The organism is Neobacillus sp. BP17, from assembly GCF_059579525.1.
The window spans coordinates 4,723,805-4,746,553 of the sequence record NZ_CM184198.1; the positions used below are offsets into that span (position 1 = coordinate 4,723,805).

General features: G+C 32.5%; 21 protein-coding genes and 1 pseudogene. All 22 read right to left on the bottom strand.

The features are described from left to right. Positions 1-14: 14 nt before the first annotated feature. Entirely contained in the window at positions 15-473 is a 459-nt protein-coding gene (locus AC4QJR_RS23085; RefSeq protein WP_496524304.1) for a signal peptidase I, read from the bottom strand. Then, positions 463-738, bottom strand: a complete 276-nt coding sequence (locus AC4QJR_RS23090; protein WP_496524305.1) for a PqqD family protein — start codon at positions 736-738, stop codon at positions 463-465. The genes AC4QJR_RS23085 and AC4QJR_RS23090 overlap by 11 nt, the downstream gene beginning before the upstream one ends. After that, entirely contained in the window at positions 735-1,520 is a 786-nt protein-coding gene (locus AC4QJR_RS23095) for a hypothetical protein (protein WP_496524306.1), read from the bottom strand. Before AC4QJR_RS23095 ends, AC4QJR_RS23090 begins: the two co-directional genes overlap by 4 nt. Positions 1,521-1,596: 76 nt before the next feature. Continuing rightward, on the bottom strand, positions 1,597-1,857 hold the full coding sequence (locus AC4QJR_RS23100) for a hypothetical protein (RefSeq protein WP_496524307.1): 261 nt from the start codon (positions 1,855-1,857) through the stop codon (positions 1,597-1,599). A 223-nt stretch (positions 1,858-2,080) separates the two neighbouring features. Continuing rightward, positions 2,081-3,133 carry an acyltransferase family protein gene (locus AC4QJR_RS23105; protein ID WP_496524308.1) on the bottom strand — a complete coding sequence of 351 codons (1,053 nt, stop codon included), beginning with the start codon at positions 3,131-3,133 and terminating at the stop codon, positions 2,081-2,083. A 529-nt stretch (positions 3,134-3,662) separates the two neighbouring features. Beyond that, positions 3,663-6,338, bottom strand: coding sequence for a right-handed parallel beta-helix repeat-containing protein (locus AC4QJR_RS23110; RefSeq protein WP_496524309.1), 2,676 nt, complete (start codon positions 6,336-6,338; stop codon positions 3,663-3,665). Between the two features lie 152 nt (positions 6,339-6,490). Beyond that, positions 6,491-7,567, bottom strand: a complete 1,077-nt coding sequence (locus AC4QJR_RS23115) for an acyltransferase family protein (RefSeq protein WP_496524310.1) — start codon at positions 7,565-7,567, stop codon at positions 6,491-6,493. A gap of 106 nt (positions 7,568-7,673) precedes the next feature. Then, positions 7,674-8,489 (bottom strand): acyltransferase family protein, encoded by an 816-nt coding sequence (locus AC4QJR_RS23120; protein ID WP_496524311.1) that lies wholly within the window; start codon positions 8,487-8,489, stop codon positions 7,674-7,676. After that, a pseudogene (locus AC4QJR_RS23125) lies at positions 8,476-8,907 on the bottom strand (ATP-binding protein); the annotation flags it as partial. The gene AC4QJR_RS23120 and the pseudogene AC4QJR_RS23125, both read right to left, overlap by 14 nt. Positions 8,908-9,055: 148 nt before the next feature. Continuing rightward, the gene (istB, locus tag AC4QJR_RS23130; protein ID WP_496524312.1) at positions 9,056-9,814 is read right to left on the bottom strand and encodes an IS21-like element helper ATPase IstB; all 759 of its coding nucleotides are present in this window, start codon (positions 9,812-9,814) and stop codon (positions 9,056-9,058) included. Next, positions 9,811-11,340: an IS21 family transposase gene (gene istA / locus AC4QJR_RS23135; RefSeq protein ID WP_496524313.1), complete on the bottom strand. Its 1,530-nt coding sequence runs from the start codon at positions 11,338-11,340 to the stop codon at positions 9,811-9,813. Before istA ends, istB begins: the two co-directional genes overlap by 4 nt. Before the next feature lie 94 nt (positions 11,341-11,434). Beyond that, positions 11,435-11,815 (bottom strand): ATP-binding protein, encoded by a 381-nt coding sequence (locus tag AC4QJR_RS23140; protein ID WP_496524314.1) that lies wholly within the window; start codon positions 11,813-11,815, stop codon positions 11,435-11,437. Further along, a complete protein-coding gene (locus AC4QJR_RS23145) occupies positions 11,812-12,321 on the bottom strand; it encodes a hypothetical protein (protein ID WP_496524315.1) in 510 nt (169 codons plus the stop codon). Before AC4QJR_RS23145 ends, AC4QJR_RS23140 begins: the two co-directional genes overlap by 4 nt. 385 nt (positions 12,322-12,706) lie before the next feature. Beyond that, positions 12,707-13,369 (bottom strand): IS21/IS408/IS1162 family transposase, encoded by a 663-nt coding sequence (locus AC4QJR_RS23150; protein ID WP_496524316.1) that lies wholly within the window; start codon positions 13,367-13,369, stop codon positions 12,707-12,709. 111 nt (positions 13,370-13,480) lie between these two features. Continuing rightward, positions 13,481-13,828, bottom strand: coding sequence for an acyltransferase family protein (locus tag AC4QJR_RS23155; protein WP_496524317.1), 348 nt, complete (start codon positions 13,826-13,828; stop codon positions 13,481-13,483). Positions 13,829-14,116: 288 nt separating this feature from the next. After that, the gene (locus AC4QJR_RS23160) at positions 14,117-15,673 is read right to left on the bottom strand and encodes a lipopolysaccharide biosynthesis protein (RefSeq protein WP_496524318.1); all 1,557 of its coding nucleotides are present in this window, start codon (positions 15,671-15,673) and stop codon (positions 14,117-14,119) included. Positions 15,674-15,722: 49 nt separating this feature from the next. Further along, entirely contained in the window at positions 15,723-16,622 is a 900-nt protein-coding gene (locus AC4QJR_RS23165; protein WP_496524319.1) for an SP_1767 family glycosyltransferase, read from the bottom strand. A 4-nt stretch (positions 16,623-16,626) separates the two neighbouring features. Further along, positions 16,627-17,586 carry a glycosyltransferase gene (locus AC4QJR_RS23170; protein WP_496524320.1) on the bottom strand — a complete coding sequence of 320 codons (960 nt, stop codon included), beginning with the start codon at positions 17,584-17,586 and terminating at the stop codon, positions 16,627-16,629. Between the two features lie 19 nt (positions 17,587-17,605). Next, on the bottom strand, positions 17,606-18,784 hold the full coding sequence (locus AC4QJR_RS23175) for a glycosyltransferase (RefSeq protein WP_496524321.1): 1,179 nt from the start codon (positions 18,782-18,784) through the stop codon (positions 17,606-17,608). Between the two features lie 67 nt (positions 18,785-18,851). After that, positions 18,852-20,048 carry a glycosyltransferase gene (locus AC4QJR_RS23180; RefSeq protein WP_496524322.1) on the bottom strand — a complete coding sequence of 399 codons (1,197 nt, stop codon included), beginning with the start codon at positions 20,046-20,048 and terminating at the stop codon, positions 18,852-18,854. 18 nt (positions 20,049-20,066) lie between these two features. Next, the gene (locus tag AC4QJR_RS23185) at positions 20,067-21,263 is read right to left on the bottom strand and encodes a glycosyltransferase (protein ID WP_496524323.1); all 1,197 of its coding nucleotides are present in this window, start codon (positions 21,261-21,263) and stop codon (positions 20,067-20,069) included. Beyond that, positions 21,263-22,738 (bottom strand): hypothetical protein, encoded by a 1,476-nt coding sequence (locus AC4QJR_RS23190; RefSeq protein ID WP_496524324.1) that lies wholly within the window; start codon positions 22,736-22,738, stop codon positions 21,263-21,265. The genes AC4QJR_RS23185 and AC4QJR_RS23190 overlap by 1 nt, the downstream gene beginning before the upstream one ends. Positions 22,739-22,749 lie beyond the last annotated feature (11 nt).

Sequence of the window (22,749 nt, forward strand, 5' to 3'; positions counted from 1 at the left end):
GGACACTCCAAATTTTACCAGAATTGTAATTTGAGTTTTTTATTTAAATATTTTCTAAGCATAGCCGATAATAATGGAAAGGTAAGAATCAGTTTACCCCAAACACGGGCGAGGAAATGATCTGGTTTAATCTTCATTTGTTTTTTTTGAACACTGGCTAGTTTTCCTAGAATATACTCTTCTCGTATAGGTTGATCGAAGCCGAGATTCGTATCACCTTTTAAATGAAAAACCAGTTGATTATCAATATTTTTTACGCTAACCATTCGATGGGCTATTAATTGGCCTGTGTTTGAATAAAATAAGATAACATCCCCCTTTTTTAAATGGGAGGGTGAACATGGGATAAATCTACACAGATTACCTTGTTGAATAAAAGGAAACATACTATTTCCGTGGGCAGGCAATTCCAGCCAGCCGTCCTTTTTGATCGTCCGTTTGAGCAGTGATAAGGTATGATTGTCAATCAACATGTTCAATCAGCCCGCACTGAACGAGATTGGCTAGGAATTCTTCCATGTCCTTTTTTACTTGCAGCTCATTCTCTATTGTTGAGAACTTCGCTAACAAAGATTGTGTTAGGGAATCAACTGTTTGAACCTCAGTAAGCAATGACCAGCAATGTCCACCCTCGTCATTTAATTTGGTAATGGTATATTGGTCTGTATTCAAGATGATCCATTCGCCATCAAGTTCGGTAGCTTCATAATTTCCTTTTTGAATATATTGAGTCTTCATGATATTAACTCCCAAAATGTATTATTTTTTTGAAAATGAAGCTCATAAACTGGTACGTTCTTTACTAAATCGGTCATTAATCTCATTATAGTTTTCGTCTCTTCATCACTATGGGGCCAAAAGAAGACTTTATCCATTAAATGCAGTAAAGCATCAGATTTAGTAGACCTTGTTCTCTGATTTTGTAGTGCTTGGTAAAGTAATTGAACACTAGCTAATTCTACATTTCCCTCAAAATGATCTGCTTGGATTTCACTGCGAAATGGTGAATTATACACAGTAACTTTATTTGAGGTAATTTTGACAAGTGTAGCCTCATCCGAAAGAAGAGGTCTTGGATTCGACAATTTGGCTGCTGTTGACTTACCTGCCCCCGACTGACCAGCAAAAATATGGGCCTTACCCTTTTCAATTGCACAGGAGGAGTGGATCAACAGTCCCCAATTATGATAAACGATGAAAGCACTATATAAATTTGTTAATGAGTGTTTTAAGGCGAAATCATTATAAACAGATATAATGGCAGACCTAAAGTCCGTATCAACCTCTATTAGGTAATCGGCTCGGCGGTAAAGGATTTGGTTGTTTTTTTTGGTGATTTCTACGTCATAATCTTGAAAGGAAACACCGTAGCCCTCTTTAATAGTGATGACTAGATCCGGCTGCTGATTATCAGCACACATGTGGGTGTGAAAAATTTTTTCAAACATATTCTTTAGATTTATGGATTCATAGATTATATTGATGAAATGATCGCCAATTTTTGTTTTTAGTTCGTTCATATTGTTCTCCTAAAGTAATTTAATCAAGAAGGGAAGCCACTGGAGATATTCCAGTTGTCTTCCCGCTCCATTGAAATTAAGGGTTAACATTTGGATTACACTGACCTACCCCGATGTTACCATTTCCATTACCGTTGCCATTTCCATTGCCATTTCCAGGGGTTCCGGCACCACAAGGAATATCATTAGGGTTTTCTGGCGGGAAATTAATTCCACCATTTCCTGTACCTGGATGGTCGTGTTTTCCTTTACCGGGATTCCAGCTTTGGGCTGTTTCAAATCGAATCGGTTGATGGCTTAAGACGATTGGTCTGGAATAAACTTTTTCTTTAATCATTTTTTCACCTCCTTACTTGATACACTTGTTCATTATAACGAACCACAAAGCTAAAAAAGACCTTTTATTTATAGTATTTACATAAATAATAAATAATTTTATATCCCTATTTTAAAATTATAGTTCAAACTAAATTCTTTTTAAAGAACAATCATTCGACAAAATCTACCGTACACCAGCTTATTAGTTGTACAAATGTTCGAGATTTTGTAAAATAGCCCTATTAAGCAGAAGCTTTATAATGTATCTTCATCTTAAATACTTTAATCACCGTTTTTTTAGCTTGCTGGATAAGATTGTAGGTAGGATAGGAAACAAATAAGATAGCTGTTGAATAAAAAAGATTCCAGATTAAATTTTCCGAAAGAAAGATCAAGTCAAAATAATATATAAAGATGTTAAATACATTTAAAACAAATATGTGAATAACATATATGCCCATTGAGTTAGCTCCAATATGTGTTAAAATAGAGCCCTTTCCTAATTGTGTATTATTAATGACGAAAACCAACAGCGACACTGTGGCAGGAATCGTTAAGAGATAGTAATTCATTCCATTGGGACTATTAACGAAATAATATTCAATAACCTGTAAAAATAAAAAGAGAAAAAATAGTAATAACGAAATACTTTTAACTTTCAGTGTTTTAACTTTTATTAAGGACTTATAATAAGACATTATGAATCCGAGAGTTGTATAAAATAAACCAAAAAATAATGCGTCTCGAGTTTCAATAGGGAAATTAATAAATTTTGAATATGACTGACCCATCAATCCAACTAAGTTAAAAATAAAGCTTATAAGAAATAACCATTTAATTTTCTTCATTTGATAAGCAATGAAGACTACCAAGATACTGAAAATTAGAGCTGGTAAAAACCAAAGATGATATCCACGTAATGATCCACCATAGTACAACAATCTTGAAATTGATATATACTCCAGATAACTTAGTAGTTCTCCTTTGATGTCATCACTATAGATTAGTATCAAAAGAATATCATATGAAATATACAACAGCATCCAGTATACATATATTTTAATAATCTTTTTAAGATATCTTTTTAAATGATTAATCGGATCTTTGGCATATATCTGTCTTTGGCATAAGAAGAATCCAGCAGCTGCAAAGAAAAAAGGCACTGCAAATCTTGAAAGTACGTTTATAATTAATCCAATTTCATCCTTACTAGGAAAACTGTGAATCAAGATTACCCCAAATATAGCGAAGCACTTAAAGAAATCTATGGAATAGTTCCTTTCCAATTTATACACCCCAATATCCCTTATTAAATTGAAAATGATTTTACTTGATCATTCTAATCCCCATTATTTTGGAACCTTATTACAAAAATTCTTGTCCTAAACTCTTTAAAGAATCCCTAATTTTACCATTTATCATGTTAAGGTTAGTTTTAGATTTTGTTACCGGCTTAGTATGTCTTTTCTTGGTTAATGACCTTAATCAGCTCGCTCATCTAATCGCCTTCTTTAACTAAATAAAAAGCACCCATTTAATAGGATGCTTGATAGAACATTTATTGAAAAATTTTTCCTTGCAAAGACATTTGAAAGGATATTTATTCCTTTAACTTTCTTTATTATTCTTGTTTAGATCTTGTCGCCGTCCTTTGATGTTATTTATCCATTATTTCATAACACGTGTGAACTTACATATCCAAGTGTAAAGTTTAAGCAATTAACTAGGTGGTACCATAAATTAAAATTTTTCATTAAGTGTCAACTAATTTTATTGAGATTCCGAACCAACGTCTGTTTATTGGTTGGAAAAATTAACGGACTCTTAATAAATTTGCCCATACTGTTTAAATACTGCACCCGATGGACCTAATAATTTCCACACTACAATTAATCTTTTTGTCCAAACTACTGCCCCATCTGTAACATTGGTCTTCCCACCCCAAACAGGTTCCGTTGTACCAGAAGTTCCTGCTGTAGTACATTCATAGTAATATGTCCCATCTGATGATGATGGTAGGATAATATCCCCTGCAGTATAACTCTTTGATGTCCAACCAGTCATACCTTTCGTGTCGCTAACTGTCGTATACATGGGTGCTTTCGGGAATGTTGGCGCTATTTTAGAAGATTTGCCACCAAGTCGATTTGTACAATAATAGACGTAGCCATTTACAGTTATTCTAGTATTCCAGGAATAATTGGTTGAAGCGCTCCAACTACTGTAGGTATCTAGGAACCCTTCTTTGGCACATATCCAGCCCATAAATCCAGAAGTCAACATGTTAGTATTTCTAATTTGTTTTCCTAATTTGTAAAAACCCATAGAAGGAACTGCAGTCGCCCAATCATATGGATCTATTATGCCATTAATGGTATTGTTCGAGAAATATTGCATTTGAGTTTGATCAACTACATATGTTATGTTTTCCTCTAATGTATTATTTTTTACTATTATTTGGAATGCATCAGAGGTTATACTTGGTGCGTTAACTGCTTTCATAGCTAAATTTGATTGAAACCTATTACCATCAAGTAGGAGAGTTCCCCCAGTTACATTGCTCCAGAATCCATCGATAACACCGGTTGAAGTAGATGTAGCATAAGGATACTCAAAAAAGTTATTTATTAGTTCAAATCTTCCCTTTGACAATGCTGAGAAGTAAAAGGCACTACTTGTCCCGCCTTTAAAGGTACAATTTATATACCTTGCTAATTCATTATTAGAACCAGAGAAGGCAAAAAGATTATATGAATCCCAGGTAAATGTACATCCTAGAAATTTTACATTTTTATAGGTTACCAAGTTTCCTGTATTATTAAATCTACATCCAATATAAGTACCGCTTGGTATTTTAATTCCACCTTTGGTGTTAGTTTTTTTATTATTGAGGAACAATACATTACTGTATGTCCATCCTTCAGTAGCATTAACATCCCCATCGAATATTAAGCTTGAAGATGATAGATATCCTTCAAATGTACAGTTTGTCATAGTTTGCGGGTACGTTCCAGCACCAAAACCAGCACCTGAAATAGCGTTATTATAATCTGAATCGACGGTAAATCTACAATTAGAAACTGAAACACAATAAGCTTTTGGTCTAGCAACATTTAATGAAGCATTAGTAAAAATATTATTATCTATAATTGCTGGTTCGGTTGTACCATTACTTATACTAATATTTGACCTATGAAGCTGATTATTACTTATAATGCATTCACCATTTATTTGGGCACTTGTATCTTTAAAGTAGTTTCCTTCTATAAAGAGCTTTTTAACACCAGGGTACCCAGTAATTCCAATACCTCTTTCTATTTTATTATTTCTCACATGAAAGTTTTTACCTTTTACAAATATTAGCTGCAATTTACTATCATGTAAGAAGTTATCCTCAATCCATAGGTTTTGGTTTAATGCATAGTTATCCTCCACATCTAAGGCAGCTTGGGGTGCTGTACCACTTATATGGTGAATATCATTATTTTTAACCCACACAAATTTAGCACCTTGTAGTGCGATACCTAATCTTCGGGTATGATGTATGTGGCACTTCTCTATAAATGTAAATTTAGGTATTGTCATACACCTTAAAGTCAGTCCGTTTCCTGAAGTTGAAGGGACATTTGGTTGATGTAATACTATTTTTGCACTGGCTGCACCCTCAGGTAATGGGATTTCATCAAAGAATTCAATATTTGTAAGCGATGAATTAAAAGTACGATTAGCATTATAGAATATAATATCAAATGGAAGTGTTCCATCAATCTCGGAGCCGACAGACTGGTAACTAACATCTCCGTAGATACCAAAAGTCTTCCATTTAACTATTTGGGTATTAGTGAGGTCTAGGAATATATTAGAACGAATTTTGGTTGAATCTGCTTCTAGGCTACCATCAGTAGTGCTAATAGAGCCTGTTTCAAATGTGATAGCATAAGATTTTGTTGGTGTTGTGGTAGTAAATACCATCCCTTGACTAGAAAATAAGGATACACCATCACCTGTTAAGTCTAAAAATTCTATATTATCAATAGTGGTAAAAAGTGTATTAGTACCCTCGCCTTTAGTTGGGTCTGTTGTATTTGGGAATAAAACACCCATGCCCCATTCATGAGTTGATGCTTCACCTGGAGTTGTATAATTATGATTATATCTGTCACCCTGTATTATTCCATTTGTAACCCTTGAGAAGACCTGATTCTGTTTATAACAAATAATAGAATAATGGGCTAGTCCATTATTTCGAATTCGTAATGTGGAGCCGTTTAAATTAATTGTCATAAAATTCTTAGGTTGTATTGGAATAATTTCGTCAATTAGGTACGTTCCTTTAGGGAACATGAATTCAGTATATCCTTGTTGTGATGCCCATGTTAACGCATTATTTATACCGTTGGAATTGTCCGTAGACAATGTTTTATCATTAAAATTAGTAACTGTGTTGGATACACCCCATACATCTAATTCCAAGACATATGCATTTGTATTTATACTCAACTTATCGTCGCCTCATTTTCTTTTTTATTCACTCCCTTATATACATATTCGATAACAAGTGGAAGTGCATAGTCTGAATTACTATCGCCAATGCCCTTTTTGTAGTATTCTTTAATCGAGTTTTCTTGTATATTACAATGTCATATACGATATTATCCTATTACATTTTTATTATATTTTATAACTGAGATCTTTTTATCCAACAGTTGAATAATTGGTTTATTAATAAAATTTATTATGTAGGATGAAAACAAGCAAAGGATAATTAACCATCCAAAAATTAGGATTGGATATTTAGGAGCGAATGTAATATTAGGAAAAATTGTCATATAAAAAAACATATGAGTAAACCAAAGATTAGTTGAATGGTTTCCAAAAAAATCAAGAATCTTTTTAAACTTTGCACTCTTATCAATCACGTTAAAGAAACAAATAAACACTATACCTGTAATAGGGGCAATAATCATAGATTCATAAAAGGCATGGATGATAACTAACAGAAAAATACCTAATAAACATAATACATTTTTCAAAACAGTTCGATTAAACATAATATTAATCTTTGTATAAATCTTCTCCTTGGCAAAAATGGAGCCAACAATAAAAGGTAACTGAGAAGTTCCAACCAGTACAATTGAGCTCACAATCATATTAATTACAGTGTTATCACCAAAATCAAGAACATACTTTATACGCTGGATATACGTAATTAAATAGATAAATCCAGAAACCAATAATAATAGAATAGAATTATATTTCTTAATTACTTTAAATAGTGATGGGGCGATGAGGACAAGGATAATATAGGTTTGTAAAAACCACCATGCTCCATTATATGAACTCGATAAGACTAAGAAATTTAGAAGAAACTTAGTTAGATTACCTGGAAAAATCTCCGCATGTCCTGCAATAAACCCAATTGCTATAAAAATTACTAATACAATCCAATAGTTAATTAGTAATTTGAGAATTCTCTCAAAATTCTTCTTTTGAATTGATCCCTTCGCCTTATTATTACTTATAAATAATCCGTATCCACTTGCAAAACAAAACATAGGGACGCATGCATCACCGAACAATCCAATATAGTAAATCAAAGGGACTCCATTGACTACTGGGAAGGTTTCATACAATCCATTAACATCTTTCCTACAAAAAAGATGAAGGAGCAGCATAAATAATATGGCTACTCCCTTAGTTATTTTAATATCGCTTTTTGTAAACTCCATGTTTGCTTTACCCCTTTATCCATTTTTCCCTTTAACAAAGTCAGTATAAATAACTACTTATACATTGGAGCAAAATTTAAAGATCAAAACTTTTAATAAACTACTTCTATTGATATTTACCAATGCTAATTGACTTTCCATCTTTTTTACTTAAGTTTTTAATAAAACCAAATATCACTCTTCTAACCTTTTCTGTCTGCTTCTCAGTTAAAAATGCAATAAACCATGCAAATAAAATTACCGAAACCATTATTATTAATTTTATGATTAAGTCCTCTATTCCTGTAAATGTCCATAATATAGAGGCTCTCCAAGTAAGTATTAAATGTGCTAAAGGAAAGTGTGTTAGGTAAAGGGTATATGAGAATGCAGCCAAAAGCTTGGGAATATTAGCTTTATTTTGACCTGTATTATTATTAAAAAGTGAAACAATAAAGTAGACCATGAAGCTAAATGCTATCCCAATACATAGATCAGGAATAATTTGCAAATCCGGATAATTCTTAAATAACACATATGCTTTCAATGAGGCCAAAACCAATATTGTAGAAAAAAATAATATTAAATTATTTAAAATCTTCTTTTTGAACTTTCTAGGTTTTACAAAAGGAATAATTGCCCCCAATAACCACACTAAAAAATATTCAGTTATCTTTAGTCCAACAAAAATAGAAATAAGAATTATTATTAAACCATAAAAAATCTTCATTCCTTTTTTAGGTGTATAAAATAATAGCACTAAGCAAGGAAACATAATATAGTACCAAAATTCATAGCTTAAACTCCACAATGGTCCATTTAGACCATATTCCGGTACTAAAATACCTTGAAGGAAAAATAAATTTCCAATAAATATTTTTAAATTTAAGTAGTTGTAAGCGTCAAGTACATTTGAACAATTTTGCTTATTAATTTTGAACACTTTCTTCTTTAAAAATTGTCTCGCGATGTTTCATCCTATAACTTGAATCGTTAAAATGAACGATTTCTGCTCGATGGATGAGCCGATCCAATATAGCTGTCGCTACCCCTACATCTCCCAGTAGTTCGGTCCACTCTTTTGGAGAGCGATTGGAAGTAAAGATTATCGATGAATTGTTATACAGGTCATTAACCAATTGGAAAAACAAATTAGCTTCCCTTGGATCCATCGCTGCGTACATCAAATCATCAATAATGACTAATTGTGATTCTTTAATTCTCTTAATCCTTGTTTGGGATTTTCTCGTAATGTCCATAGTTTTCAAGGTATGAACCAAGTCTCCCATTGCTATAAAGGAGACCTTGTAACCTCGTTTAATCGCTTCTAATCCTAAGCCAACCGCCATATGCGTTTTCCCTGTATTTGTCAATATTAATTTGAGCCAGAGCGATCACTTTAAAAGTGAGCCACTTCATTCTGAGTTATTTCCATATTTGATAGAGAAGTGGGAGTTTAGGGTATCTTGCCCCGAGGGGCAAGATACCCTAAACTCCTCGCACGCCAGCCTACTGGTCGGCCTCTTCCCTTTGTTTCATACTTTGTCTAAATCGATATGATTCTCCGTTTAGGAGGAGGATATGAGCCCTGTGGGTTAGCCGATCTAGAAGAGCAGCGGTCATCTTTTCATCTCCGAATATAGAGGTCCATTCTGTAAATTCTAGGTTCGTAGTTATCATGACGCTTGCCCGTTCGTACCGACCGGCAAAGAATTGGAATAAGAGCTCAGATCCTATTTTTGTGAACGGTACGTATCCAAGCTCGTCAATAATGATCAAATCAAATTTGAGCCACCTTTTTTCTAGTGCACCTAGCTTATGTTCTTCATGAGCCAGGAGAAGTTCTTCTACTAATTCTGCAGCCGAAACAAACTTAACTTTATAGCCATTTTTAATCATTTCAATGCCGAGCCCCGTAGCCAGATGCGACTTTCCAGTCCCACTGTTACCTAAAAATATTATGTTTTCCTTCTTTTCTACAAAATCTCCCTTTGATAGAGTCAAAAAACGATTCCTATTCAGACTTGGCATCAAACTAAAATCATAGCTATCTAGTGCTTTATGAACAGGAAAGGCTGCTTGTTTAAGCCTTCTTTGCCTTTGGTTATCTTCTCTAGACTCTGATTCAGCTTCTAGTAAAGCCAATAGAAATTCCTCATAGCTTAAGTTACGATCCTCAGCCTCTCTTGCGAGGGAACGATATTGTGCTGCGATAGTCGGAATCCGTAGTTGTTTAGTTAAGTGATCTAAAAGTAGTTCAGTTGTCATTTCCTTGTACCTCCTGTCAATTGACCATACTGTTCTATATTGGACTTGTTCACCTTGTAATCAAGGAGATTGACAGGTGTTTTATCCGTAGGAAGAGTACTGATTGGTATGTGCTGGTTTGTAAGCCTTTGTATGATTTCATGGACCTTCTCATAGCGAAAAACTTGCGTTTTCTCTGCTTCCGATAAGGCTTTCGTTAAATTGTCCATACCAATATCACGATGGAGGAGGAGAAGTCGAATGAACTTTCTATCACCTACAGATCCTTCCTGCTCTCGCATTTTCAAATGGAATCTCTTGAATACATCAGGGATCTCGTTTGAATGGAATGCGTGTGCGTCTCGGATTGCCCGTGGTTTTTTAAGTAATACTTCCAAATAATGATCAAGAACAGTAATCATCTGGTTGCGTTCATAAGACCGACTGTGTTCTGCGATCACTTGGTTTTGAGCCACTACGATTACACGGTCGACAAAAATTTTTGCCCATACAGATTGCCCTACATAGTTGCAGGGTACAGAATAACGATTGGTTTCCACTGTAATAAGGGAAGTTTTATTAACCTTGCATGATAAAAGCTTACAAGCTTCAAATCGGTTCTCAGGAAGAGGATGAAGATATTCCTTTTCCTTCTCCCACATTTCCAAGACAGTTTCTGATTTATTTGGGACGAGTGTCCTTCCGGCCTCTTTTAAACACCAATCCAAGAGATAGTCATTCAGTTCCTTTACAGAAAGAACTTCTGGTAAAGGTACCAAGGCATTTCTTCTTATGTATCCTACTGTACCTTCGACACGCCCTTTTTCGTTACCACTTGCAGGATTACAGAATTCTGCTTTAAACACGTAATGTGCTTGGAGCCCAATGAAAGATTCTTGTTCTAGCCGATCTCTTCCTTGGAGTATTTTTATTACAGCTGTTTTTAGATTATCCAGGAGACCCTCTGTAGGGACACCTCCTATGAATTCAAACGCATGGACAAAGCCATCCAGAAATGCTTCCTGTTTTTCATGAAGATACGCTCTTACATACCTCATTCGGCTTGCGGAGAGCTGAACGCAGAAGAGGAAAATACGTTGTTTTCGACCCTGTAGTATAATATCCGCCTCTCCCCAGTCGAATTGGAATTGGTGGCCGAGTTGAAAATCCAGAGGAATGAAGGCTTCCTGAATTTGTTGTCTGCGTTTGGCTACGATTTTACGAATGTTAGAGGCAGAGCCTTTAAAATCATATTCATCTTGTAATCTCTTAAAGATTTTTATAGCGGTATGCTTTTGTTTTCTCCAGTTCTTTTGATCTTCTTCCAACCATTGGTCAATGATTGGAATGACCCGTTTTGTTTCTGAAGAGTATTCCTTAGTTGCATAGACGGTTTTTCTTAAGACTGTGGTCGGTGCTGTATTGTTTTTTAGGTATTTGCTTACCGTGTTACGGGATATTCCAAGTTTTGTCGCTATTTGTCTTTGCGATAAACCTTCAACCTCTTTTAAGAATTTGATATTATGAAATTGAGCCATTTCGATCATCCTTTTCGTCCTCTCAAATGTAGTAAGTTTGGTCACTAACTATCATAAGAGAGGTTAATAGAATTGGAAATCATGTGGCTCATTTTTTATGTGATCAAATCGTATATATGTGGCTCAAATCTAGATTATCAAAAACATTCCCCACACCTGGCGGTCCCAATAGAATAAGATTAAATAACTGCTCAATCCAAGCTAATTCTTTTAATTGATTAAACTGTTTTAAGCTTAGGGATTCTTGTTCATCTAAATTAAATTGCTCCAACGGAGTAATACATGGGAATGCTGCGAGTTTCAATCGTTTTTCCATATTTTTCTCGTCTCTCATTTTTCGCTCGTACTCCACTACATTGTTCAGGAAAGCAATATAACTAAGCTGCTCCTTTTCAGCTTCTTCGAGAAGAGAAGGGAGCTTTTTTGATGTTTCCACCAACCGAAGTGAAATGAGGGAATCTTGAAGATATTTTATCTGCTTCATTTTGTACTCTCCATGATAGTGTAATAATCTTCCAATGGACGCTGGTTTGCCTCAGTATCTGTTAGTGTTAACTCAGCGATGTCGTTATAATCTGTATCAATCAGTTGATCGCTGGCGATTGTACTGTTCACTTGGCGTTGTCGTTTAAAGAGGGATACAACATCTTGAAAGTCATTCGCACTAAAGAGTTGCCTCTCCATACAGAGTGCTAGTGCCTCATCTATTACTTCTAATGAGCCTAATTCGATGCATTTTTTTATTAAGCTTAACTGGTCTCGTATATAGCGAGGATACCTATTTCGTAACTCATTCAGGTACTTAGTAGCTTGTGATTTATTTGTAAAATGTTCACTAACAACTTCAATAAGCTCTTTTATTCCCTTCGATCTATCCCGTTGATGGGATCTATTTTGAATGAGTTTTCCTTTATTAGGGCTAATGCAATGTGTTGCCAGTATTTCCCCTGACTCCTGGACATAAATTACTAGCTTATTATCATCGGTCACATAATAAAGGACTTCTGGATACTTTTGAAATGCCTAATGGAACAGAGTATCTGTTCGAGAGATATAGGATTGTATTGTCCTTTCGAACACTTCTTGTTATACTAGTTTTGTGAATATGATTTAGCGAGTTGACCTGTCGCATGTGTTGCTTTTCGAGGAGAAACACATCGGCGGGTCTTCTTTTTGTGCCGTTATGAATTTTGCCATTACCTGTTCTTTTTAACCATTTCTGAGACTGCTCGTTCCAGGAATCAATGTTATGAAAAATTCTATTATTAATGAAGTTATTCTTGATAAACTTAACCGCATTTTCTACTTTCCCTTTACTTTCTGGATCAGCTTTTCTACAGAGTTTAACTTCAAATTTAATTTCATTTACAAATTGTTAAAACTCTTCGGTGAGTAAAATATCACCCTCGTTCTCAGATACAACAATTAGTCGATCCTGGTCATACAAGATCTCTTTTGAAACACCCCCAAATTCCTTAAATGCATTCCTATGAGCTGAAATTACATCCTTTGTCGTGAAAGGGCGATTTTGATATTCGACGTATTTGTATCTGGAATGTGCTAAGACAAATACAATAAAAACTAACTTAACTGGTTTACCAAATCGGTTCTTTACCGTTTTAAATCCAAAGTCTGCTTGGATTTGTTCACCCATTGGAGGATCAGGGACTGCTTGATAATCCCTAGTACTTGATTCTTTTGGAATTTGAAAATCCTCTCGAAGACACCTTACATAGCTTCTTACTGTACTTTCCCCAACTTTGAATTCAGGATATTTCTCTTTAAGCCAGTCTTGCACTTGAGCTGCAGTTAAATCTGGAAATTCTCTTAACCAATGAAGGATTAATTCCTTATGAATGTCTAACTTCTTACTTCTAGTCATTGTCGATGCCGTCCACTCGGCCATTTCCTCTGGTGATTTACGAATATACTTGTAAACGGTATTTCTTGATATATTTAGTTTCCTAGCGATAGTAGAAATACTGTATTTCTGATTGAGCATTCCTCTAATTTCAACATACATTTCAAACTTATCCACCTTTTCAATTCCTCCGCCTAATCATAGAAGTATAAAAATCTATCATAAGGTGGAGAACAATCTTAGTAAATAAGTGTTCAAATTTAATTGTCGTAAACTGTTCAATTTAGTCTAGCACTTACAGTAGTTTGAAATCTTTGTTTCACCAAATAAACTAAATTGTATTTGTGCCCAAAAAAAGGTCAAAATAAGGCAAGGGAGTAGGACAATCCAAAGCCTTATTACCCTTTTCAGAAAATAATCAGACCATCTCCATCTATTCTCACTTATTGATTTTATTGCACTAGAAGAAATAAAATAGCCACTAAGAACAAAGAAAATCATGACTGCTTGATAACCAGGTAGTGGAACATAGAAATGGAATAAAAATACAACCATTGAAGATAAAAACCTAATTAAATCTAATATTCTAGAGGCCTTACTATCAACTTTGACAATGTTAATCGGTATTTTACTCATATATACACTCAACCTTTTTTAAATGTAAATTTTTCAATAGCTATTTTCGAGGAACTTGATCCAATAAGTAACACTATTAAAAAACATTCAATAAGATTTCTATCTTTTTCATTGCAGTATTTCACTTTGCCTTTAAAATCAAGAGGTTAGTTAAAATGTACTCAATTGACTGTTACTTTTACCTAGTAATTCTAAAACAAACAAAATATAAGTAACTAAATAGGATGACCTAATGTCATCCTCTACAAGATTAATTATTTAGCTTAATAATATTCTCTAATTTCTTATTTAAATAACATTCGCTTTACTACTTATAGTTTTTTTTCGTTTTACTCCAAATAAATAATTAGAAAAATGACTCTTCATATATTTAAATTCTTCATTTCTATAAAAGATTGTAATATATATTAAATTTATAACAATTAGACAAATTCCACCTCTTATAATTAGAGAAAGAAAATTGTGACCTACAACAATAACATTGCAAATATATGTGATAAAAGCACAATTTACAAATGTTAAGGCTGCATAACCTATATATTTGTTGAAATATAACCTAACCGGTATCATAAAAACATTTTTATAAACTATACATGGCTGTGTCCAAAATACTGTTACAAGAGTACTAATAGTCGTGCCCATAAATATTCCGGCAAGCCCAAAAGGCTTTACCAAAATTAACGAAGAAATTAGATTTATTAATCCCTCAATTAATGGAGCATACTTATCTTGGACAAATAGTCCAGCTTTATTTTTAAAAGTAGCTATTGCTGTTCTCATTCCATTTAGATAGAAATTTATTAAAATAAAGATAAGAGTTAAATTATCTAACAGAAATTGTTTTCCAAGCCACCAACTGATAAAGGGTTCAAGTAAGTTATATAAGAATATGGTACAGAATGAATATATCCAAAAATTAACTAAAAATGAAACCTTAAATATAGAATAATTTTTTTCTTTGCTCTCAGTTGCAATTAGATTCCCTACGCTGGCTCCAATTCCTCCTAAAATAGGGCTAACTAATGCTGATAATTGTTGAGTTATCATAGTATAGTTTGAATATAGCCCTACGGTCGCAACACTAATAAAGGACGATATAAGAATATTATCTGTCCCAAATACTAAATATCCACCAATATTATGTAAAAACATTGCTTTTACATTTTTCAATAAGTTTTCTCTTGTTTCTAGATCAATCTTGTGTTTTTCTTTTGTCTTTATATATGGATATTTTTTATTTACGATTCTGCCATTGATAATATTTTGAAGCGAAAAGAAAATGAGTTCAATTGCAAGGTAAAGTATATAATCCTTTGTAACTAACAAAATAATTATCCGAGCCACCATTGTAGCTATTTGAACAATAAGGTTAATTCGAGCTAGCACATAACCTCTTTGATCAGCATTTATTAAAGACCACTTATGGGCATTTAAATATGAGATCATATTTTTTAAGACAAATAAAAAATATATAATAGAAAGATGTGGAATCTGACTGCCATTTTTCATTAAATATCCTAAAAAGGGGAAAATAATAATACTTATTAATAATATAATAATAGCTAATATCCAATAAACCTTTTTGTATAATTGAACCAATGCAATTATTGTGTTTCGATCGCCTTCTGCGAGAGGTTTATACAAATTATAAACGATACTTATGCCTATTCCACCCTCAACCAATGCCATTATTGATAAAACATTGGTTAATAGGCCATTAATACCAAGATAATCTACACCGAGGCTATCTATGAAAATTTTTCTAGATAAAAACCCAAGTAAAACAATAATTACCTGAGAAAATACACTTATAATTATATTCTTTACCGAATGTTTTGTTCTCATTATTATTATTCCTTTTTATAAGTATTTATCTATATGTACAAGCAATACCTTAACTAAACTCTTGAATTATTTGACTATCATATTTAGTATCAAGAATACCATTTACGTTTGTTCCTCCTGGAATCTCTCCAATATATTTATTTTTTACAGGTGCTTTCTCCACTGCCTTCTGTAAGAACCATTCATATTCAATATCAATATGCCCGATATCTAATGCATGATACCCACTAACAGATAAATCGAATGATAAAACAGTAGCTGTGGGACCAAGAGCAATTAATATTAAACTTGATTTTTCTTGCTTTTTTACTTCATTTAAAATTTCATGATATCTTGCAAAGGCATTTATAGCCGGACATATAATCCTTTTTATCGAATAGGCATTATCAAATAAATTATTTCCCACACCTAATCTACTCTGTTCACCTTCTACAATAACAATTTCTCTACTATTCCATAATGACCTAAATTTCATAAATCGTTCTTCGGCTGTACTTTTATCTTTATAATCAATATATAATCGTGTGACGAGAGAATCGTAATATTCCTTTTTCCTATCAATTAATCTATAAATTTTCCCTCTATTTAAACTTAGGTATTTAACCCAATATTTTTTTGGTGTGTTTGTAAACCTTTCTAGATTATTAAAAACACTTGGTATACATACAATGTGTTTTGGTTGTTGACTTTTAATAATATCCCTAAGTCGTGTTCCTAGTTCAATTGTATAAGGTTGAAACAACAAACTTTGCCCAATCATTAGTGAAAATTCACCGTCTCCATATCTACTCACTGAATATTGGTCATGTACGATTTTTTCAATGGTTTCATCAGTTGTATATATTACTGGTGGTTTTATTATTTTGCTAATCAATTTATTTTTCAAAACCAAAATGCACCCATTTATCTTAAGCATTTTATAATAAATTTTTAATAATAGGGTTTTCATATTTTTATCTCCTATAATTAATTAATCGCTTATATAATAGAGGTTGAATTTTAGTTGCCGTCAACAATACTTTTACTGACCAAGGATATTCTTGTATTTTTTTTGTTGTGTGAAAATACTTATTTAATATATTTGCCACCTTAGAATACTCCTCCTTATATTTCGAAAAGTTAGGATTAGATGAAATTAAATTTAAAATTACCATTGCACTGTTAGCCAACTTTAATACTACTAAGTCACGTAAATCAGGATAGTTTTTATCTATAAATTGGTACATTTCATCATAAATTAATACTCCATCAATTCTTATATTTTTTATAGCATGATCCATTGTACTGTCATCACGTTTTAGATAATGGTATTTAGGCTCACCTATACAGCAGACTCTGTTACTTTTGTGAATGACTTTATATGTAAAAGCAGTATCTTCATAAATGATCCCAACTTGAAACCTGATATTTTTAAGCAAGCTCCTTTTAATCAACTTTGTCCATACAACCTCATCATATAATTTCCCCTCGAGTATTGCTCTCATTGCTTGGTCCCTATCGTGGATTGTTAAAGCATGTGTTCCATTTTTTACAGTTTTATTTTTGAAATAGATTATGCTTGTGCAATTAGCAATTTCGCAATTATTTTCTAAACACATATAATACAGTAATTCATACATATCTGATTCTATCCAATCGTCACTATCCACAAATCCTATATAATCTCCTTGAGCAATATCGAGACCTGCATTCCTTGCAGAGGATAGACCACCATTTTCTTTATGAATGACTTTCACTCTATTATCTTCTCGAGCATATTCATCACAAATTTCTCCACAATTGTCTGGTGATCCATCATCAACAAGTATTAGTTCAAAGTCTTTTAATGTTTGTACTAATATAGAATCAACACATTTTCTTATATAAGGCTCAACCTTATATACTGGTACAATAATACTGATTTTGGGATTCATTATAAAAGTCCTTTCATTTCTATATAGTTATCATTTTCGTTCTAACATTTCTATTTGAAGTAGTGTTTCGTAGATTTAAAGATAACTTATTTCTTTCTATAGGGTGCTCAATTAAGTATTTTAATTTTTGATATATTTCTTCCTCATTACACTCGACTATTAACCCATTAGAACCATCTGTTATTTGCTCAATAGCACCAGTAAAGTTTGTAGTGATTATTGGTTTATTCAAACACTTAGCTTCCGCAAGAGTAAGACAATAACCTTCATGTCTAGAAGTTTGAACGTAAATATCCGCATTTTCTATATATGGATACGGATTGGGTGTTGAGCCCAATAATAAGAAGTCATTTTTTAAGTCTAGCTTATTAATTAACATCTCGTATTCTTTCTTACTATTTCCATCACCAATACAGTACCATCTAACATCATAACCATTTTTTCTTAACCTAAATAAAACATTAATTGCCAAATCCTGCCCCTTTTCCTTTGAAAGCCTTCCTACTGTTACCACCTTGATTCCTTTGTAGGCTTCATCGAAATTTACATTTTCTTTGGCCATTTCTTTGATTAGACTAGTTGGTATTAAATTCATAAATACTTCTGCCTTAGTTTGTGCGGACGGAATTTGATCAATTAAACGTTTCTTTGCTTCATTGGATACTACAAAAATCTTATTGAACTTTTTGTACAGTTTTTCATAAAACTTTTTGTTAATCATATGTTTAGATATATCAAAATGCACCCAGGATACTTTATTGGGTGCTTTTACTTTATTTGCAATATAATAATCAATAACATCTGTTGGCCCTTGGTATGAAATTGCTATATCATATGTTTTATTATTGAATGGAATATTTTTAAAAATATTTTTATAATAATGGTGCCTATTGTTGAAATACTTTGAGATAAAATATGAACAGATAAAAGTAGGGATTTTTAAATACTGTTTGTTATTTAAATAGTTTTTAATTGTTAGTTGTGGTGGCTGCATAATAATCGGATTAATGTCTTCAAACCATGAGACTTCTTCTACTCTAACTCCCTCTGGAATATACTCCAAAAATCCACCTTTTTTTTCTAGAAGTAAAACTGTAATATCATATTCTTTTTTTGGCATCTCTGATAAAAGGGATAGTAATGACTTTTCTACGCCACCAATGTTCATACTGCTAAGCATAAATAGTATTTTTATCATTTTTTATCTCCTATCATCCAGAATAATTTAGTTAATAAAAAAGTGTTTTACATTTCAAATCAAGACACTAATTAATACCTATCAGGTTATATAATTTATCAATTTCTTTTGTAGTATTTAATACTTTATATTGTGAATATCCCTTAATTTTATTTTTCAATTTTTGATCATCTAGAAATCGTTTCAATGCCTTGAACATTTCCTGTTCATCAAAATTCACAATTAAACCAGTTTCATTATCAATAATCTGTTCACTTGCTCCGGTAAAATTTGTTGTAATAATTGGTTTATTAAAAATTTTCGCTTCAGATAAGGTAATACAATAGCCTTCATGTCGTGATGGTTGGACATATATATCACACTGCTTCATAAAAGGATATGGATTAGGATCCGCACCTAATAATAAGAAGTCATTCTTAATATTATATTTATCAATTAAATCTTCATATTCTTTCCTTGCACTACCATCACCAATACAATACCATCGAACGTTATACCCGTTATTTTTCAATTTTGCTAAGACTGGGATAATTAAATCCTGCCCCTTCTCTTTGGTTAGGCGTCCTACTGTGAGTATTCTAATTCCTTTGAAATTGTCCTCAAATCCATTTCCTTCATTAGCCATTTGATCGATTGAATTTGGTGATATTAAATTAAAGAACGTATCCGTTTTTCCCTTAAGAACTGGTAACATAGTTATTAACTTATTTTTCCCCTGGTTGGAAACAACAAAAATTCGATCAAATTTTTTATAAATTTTAGCAGCAAACCTTTTGTTAAACCCTATTTTGTTTACGTCAAAATGTACCCATTGAACTTTCTTTTTAGCCTTTATTTTCTTTATAACAAAATAGCTTATGAAGTCCATTGGGCCAGCATAGGCTACTGCAAGATCGTATTCGGTTTCATTTTCTTGATATCCCTTTATAAGGTACTTAAAAAATATGCTTCTTTCTTTCACTATTTTTGAAAGAAAATGGATTAATATGATGTTCAAGGCCTTTATCACTTTACCAGCTTTTAGAAAACTTACAGCAGTTATGTTGGGGGGCTGGTTCAAAATATGTTTAATATCCTTATATCCATTATAATATTCGATATGAACATGGTTCGGAATTGAATTTAAAAAACCGCCATACTTCTCTAACATTAATAATGTAATATCGTATTCTTTTTTTGGAATCTCATGTATCATGTTTAGCAATGCTTTTTCCGTTCCACCCACATTCATGTTAATAATCATAAATAATATTTTTTTCTTCATACTATTACTCGCTTCCACTTATCCAATTAAGTTATAAAATTTTTCTACTTCCTCAATATTTCCTTTTTTCTCAGCTTTTAAGTAATCTATAATATTTTCTTTAAGTTTATTGTCATTTATTAATTTTAAGATACCTTCATAAACTGCATCACCATTCATATCGACTACTAGACCATTTTTCCCATGGATCATTTGATTGTACACCGCATCAAATTTTGTGGTAACAACAGGTATATTAAGCATTCTTGCTTCTGCAATAGCTAGCCCGAATCCTTCAAATCTCGAAGTCTGTACATATATATCAGAGTTCTTAATATATGGGTAGGGATTGGATTTAAGTCCCAATAAAACAAAATGTTCAGATAGACCATTATCTTTTATACCTTTTTCTATATCATGTCTTAATGGTCCCTTTCCCAATACATACCATCTAAAGTTAACTCCCTTGTCCTTAAGACATTTGCATGCTTCTAGTGCAATTTCATATCCTTTCCCCCTAGCTAATCTACCTATAGTTAAAATTCTTATCCCCGAAAAACCATCCTCAAACCCATTTCCAATATTAGCCATATTTAAAATAAAATTAGGATTATTTATATCATAAATTACTTTTGTTTTCTCTCTGTAATCAGGAAATGTTTCTATTAGAATGTCTCTAGCAGAATCTGAAACAGCAACTATCTTATCAATTTGATCATAATATTTTTCTTGAAACTTCTTTTCAGATTTACTTAAACTAATACTTGTATTCACCCAAGCAAACTTTTTTTTAGCTTTTACTTTCTCAGATACATAAAAGGTAGGAATTCCTTGGGCATAGCTTATAGCAATATCATATTCTTTAGGATTTCTTTCAATAACACCAGAAACACTCTGCCAGAATATTCTCGCTCTCTGGGCATTGCTATACTTTTTTTTACGTATACCAAAGGAGTATTTCATTCTGGAGGTTAACATTTTAATGTTAATACCCCTTATAGAACTTATTATTGCATTTTTTATGTTTAAGGCTGCAAATTCTGTATACTTTAGTGGCTTTAAAATCTTCACTTCTGTAGGGACCAATTCCTCAAGTGCACCACCGTGTCCAAACAGCATTAATTCTACGGAGTATTTGGTATAATCTAAAAGCGATAATAGTGTAACTAGACTTTTTTCTGCCCCTGCACAATCCAATGAATCTATAACAAATAATAGTTCTTTTTTTTTCATCATTAATTTCTCCAATTATATAAGCCGCTTAATTTTTTTTTATATTTTAGTTTGATTGCAATAAGTCTAAGTTTGGTGATTTTAACCCTTTTCTTTATGCTATAGATCAGTAACTTGGAATTATTATTAGCTTTTGTATCTTTTAAGAATTTGCTAATTTTATTAATACTAGATTTACCTCTTGGTTTACCTGACTTTTTTTCCATTAATTTTACAACATGTAAGGAAGCAAATTTTATTCCATCATAGTAGAAATGATTTTCAGGATTAAATACTATATCATCATTCGTTCTATTGTAAAAGTGTATATTTGGTTCATCCCTGTTTAAGTGTTCAAGGTTTGGACCTAAATTTACATTTATGAAATCAAAATTAATTGAATCCTGCAGTCCATACGCTGCTAATACAGCATCAGAAATGACACAATGGCATTCATTGTCTTCTCCTCTATCCACAAGCCCTTTTTTATATTGTTCTAGATTCTTTTTAAAATTTTCGAACATACTTGGTTGGGCATTATTTAAGAAATGAATACTATTTTCATTAAAGAATAATTGTGCCAGTCGTATAGTTTCTTCGTGTCTTTGGTTAATATAAATCGAACCTCTACCAAGTTTGTTTAGTTCGTTTAGTTCGTTTAGTTTGTTTAGTTCCTTTCTAAGGCACAAAACATTCTCGTTATTACAAGTCTCAAAAACACAAACGCTAATTTCATCCTGAGGTTTAAAATATGTATTTATTTTTTTACAAGGGTTATTGGTGTTTTCTAGTTGTTCCGATTCCCCCTTATAAAGCTCATTTAATAAGTTTTTTGGCCCTTCATTTTTAAGAATGATAGTCTTTTCATAAAATATACTTCCATATCTCTTAAGTATTTCCGTTATTTTACCCTTTTGTTCTACTAAATCCGGAAACACTACAGCGATGCATGTGTTTTTCTTTAATTTACAGTATTCATAAGCAATCGCGTCACTCCACTTAGTTAAAAGCCCTTTCTGTTTAAAAAACTCATAGTTATAATTGGCCTCACTATCCTCTAACTTAACTATTTTCACTTTTTTATTATAAAGAAGTGCTGCACTTAAGCGGTGAGCTCCATCGAGTGGTTCATTATTTTTACCAATAGGTAGCAAAGACAAGTTATCGTCAAATCCATTTTCTTTCATTGAGGTCAAGGTTGAGTTATAGGCCTTAAAGAAAGATTGAATTCCCTTTTTTCCTGATCCGTCATCTTCGTCATAATTATTAAAAACCCAAATATGCTCTTCGTATAGTCGGGATCCCCAATCACTAACTAACTTGTTTTCTTTAAATTTCCCATAAATATACTTGGCCATTACATCAAATCTTCTATGATTAACTAGGTCATAAGGATCCACCTCATATACTTTTAGGTTGTTATCCTTGAGTACATTAACCCGTTTACTATTTAGTTTTTTTAATAGGTCTTCTTGTATTAATATTTCCGATTTATTCATTTTACTTTTAC

Bases quoted from the DNA above. Each gene is read 5' to 3' on its own strand.
- AC4QJR_RS23085 (WP_496524304.1), bottom strand. From the start codon at position 473: ATGTTGATTGACAATCATACCTTATCACTGCTCAAACGGACGATCAAA.
- AC4QJR_RS23090 (WP_496524305.1), bottom strand. From the start codon at position 738: ATGAAGACTCAATATATTCAAAAAGGAAATTATGAAGCTACCGAACTT.
- AC4QJR_RS23095 (WP_496524306.1), bottom strand. From the start codon at position 1,520: ATGAACGAACTAAAAACAAAAATTGGCGATCATTTCATCAATATAATC.
- AC4QJR_RS23100 (WP_496524307.1), bottom strand. From the start codon at position 1,857: ATGATTAAAGAAAAAGTTTATTCCAGACCAATCGTCTTAAGCCATCAA.
- AC4QJR_RS23115 (WP_496524310.1), bottom strand. From the start codon at position 7,567: ATGGAGTTTACAAAAAGCGATATTAAAATAACTAAGGGAGTAGCCATA.
- istB (WP_496524312.1), bottom strand. From the start codon at position 9,814: ATGACAACTGAACTACTTTTAGATCACTTAACTAAACAACTACGGATT.
- istA (WP_496524313.1), bottom strand. From the start codon at position 11,340: ATGATCGAAATGGCTCAATTTCATAATATCAAATTCTTAAAAGAGGTT.
- AC4QJR_RS23140 (WP_496524314.1), bottom strand. From the start codon at position 11,815: ATGAAGCAGATAAAATATCTTCAAGATTCCCTCATTTCACTTCGGTTG.
- AC4QJR_RS23155 (WP_496524317.1), bottom strand. From the start codon at position 13,828: ATGAGTAAAATACCGATTAACATTGTCAAAGTTGATAGTAAGGCCTCT.
- AC4QJR_RS23160 (WP_496524318.1), bottom strand. From the start codon at position 15,673: ATGAGAACAAAACATTCGGTAAAGAATATAATTATAAGTGTATTTTCT.
- AC4QJR_RS23165 (WP_496524319.1), bottom strand. From the start codon at position 16,622: ATGAAAACCCTATTATTAAAAATTTATTATAAAATGCTTAAGATAAAT.
- AC4QJR_RS23170 (WP_496524320.1), bottom strand. From the start codon at position 17,586: ATGAATCCCAAAATCAGTATTATTGTACCAGTATATAAGGTTGAGCCT.
- AC4QJR_RS23175 (WP_496524321.1), bottom strand. From the start codon at position 18,784: ATGATAAAAATACTATTTATGCTTAGCAGTATGAACATTGGTGGCGTA.
- AC4QJR_RS23180 (WP_496524322.1), bottom strand. From the start codon at position 20,048: ATGAAGAAAAAAATATTATTTATGATTATTAACATGAATGTGGGTGGA.
- AC4QJR_RS23185 (WP_496524323.1), bottom strand. From the start codon at position 21,263: ATGATGAAAAAAAAAGAACTATTATTTGTTATAGATTCATTGGATTGT.
- AC4QJR_RS23190 (WP_496524324.1), bottom strand. From the start codon at position 22,738: ATGAATAAATCGGAAATATTAATACAAGAAGACCTATTAAAAAAACTA.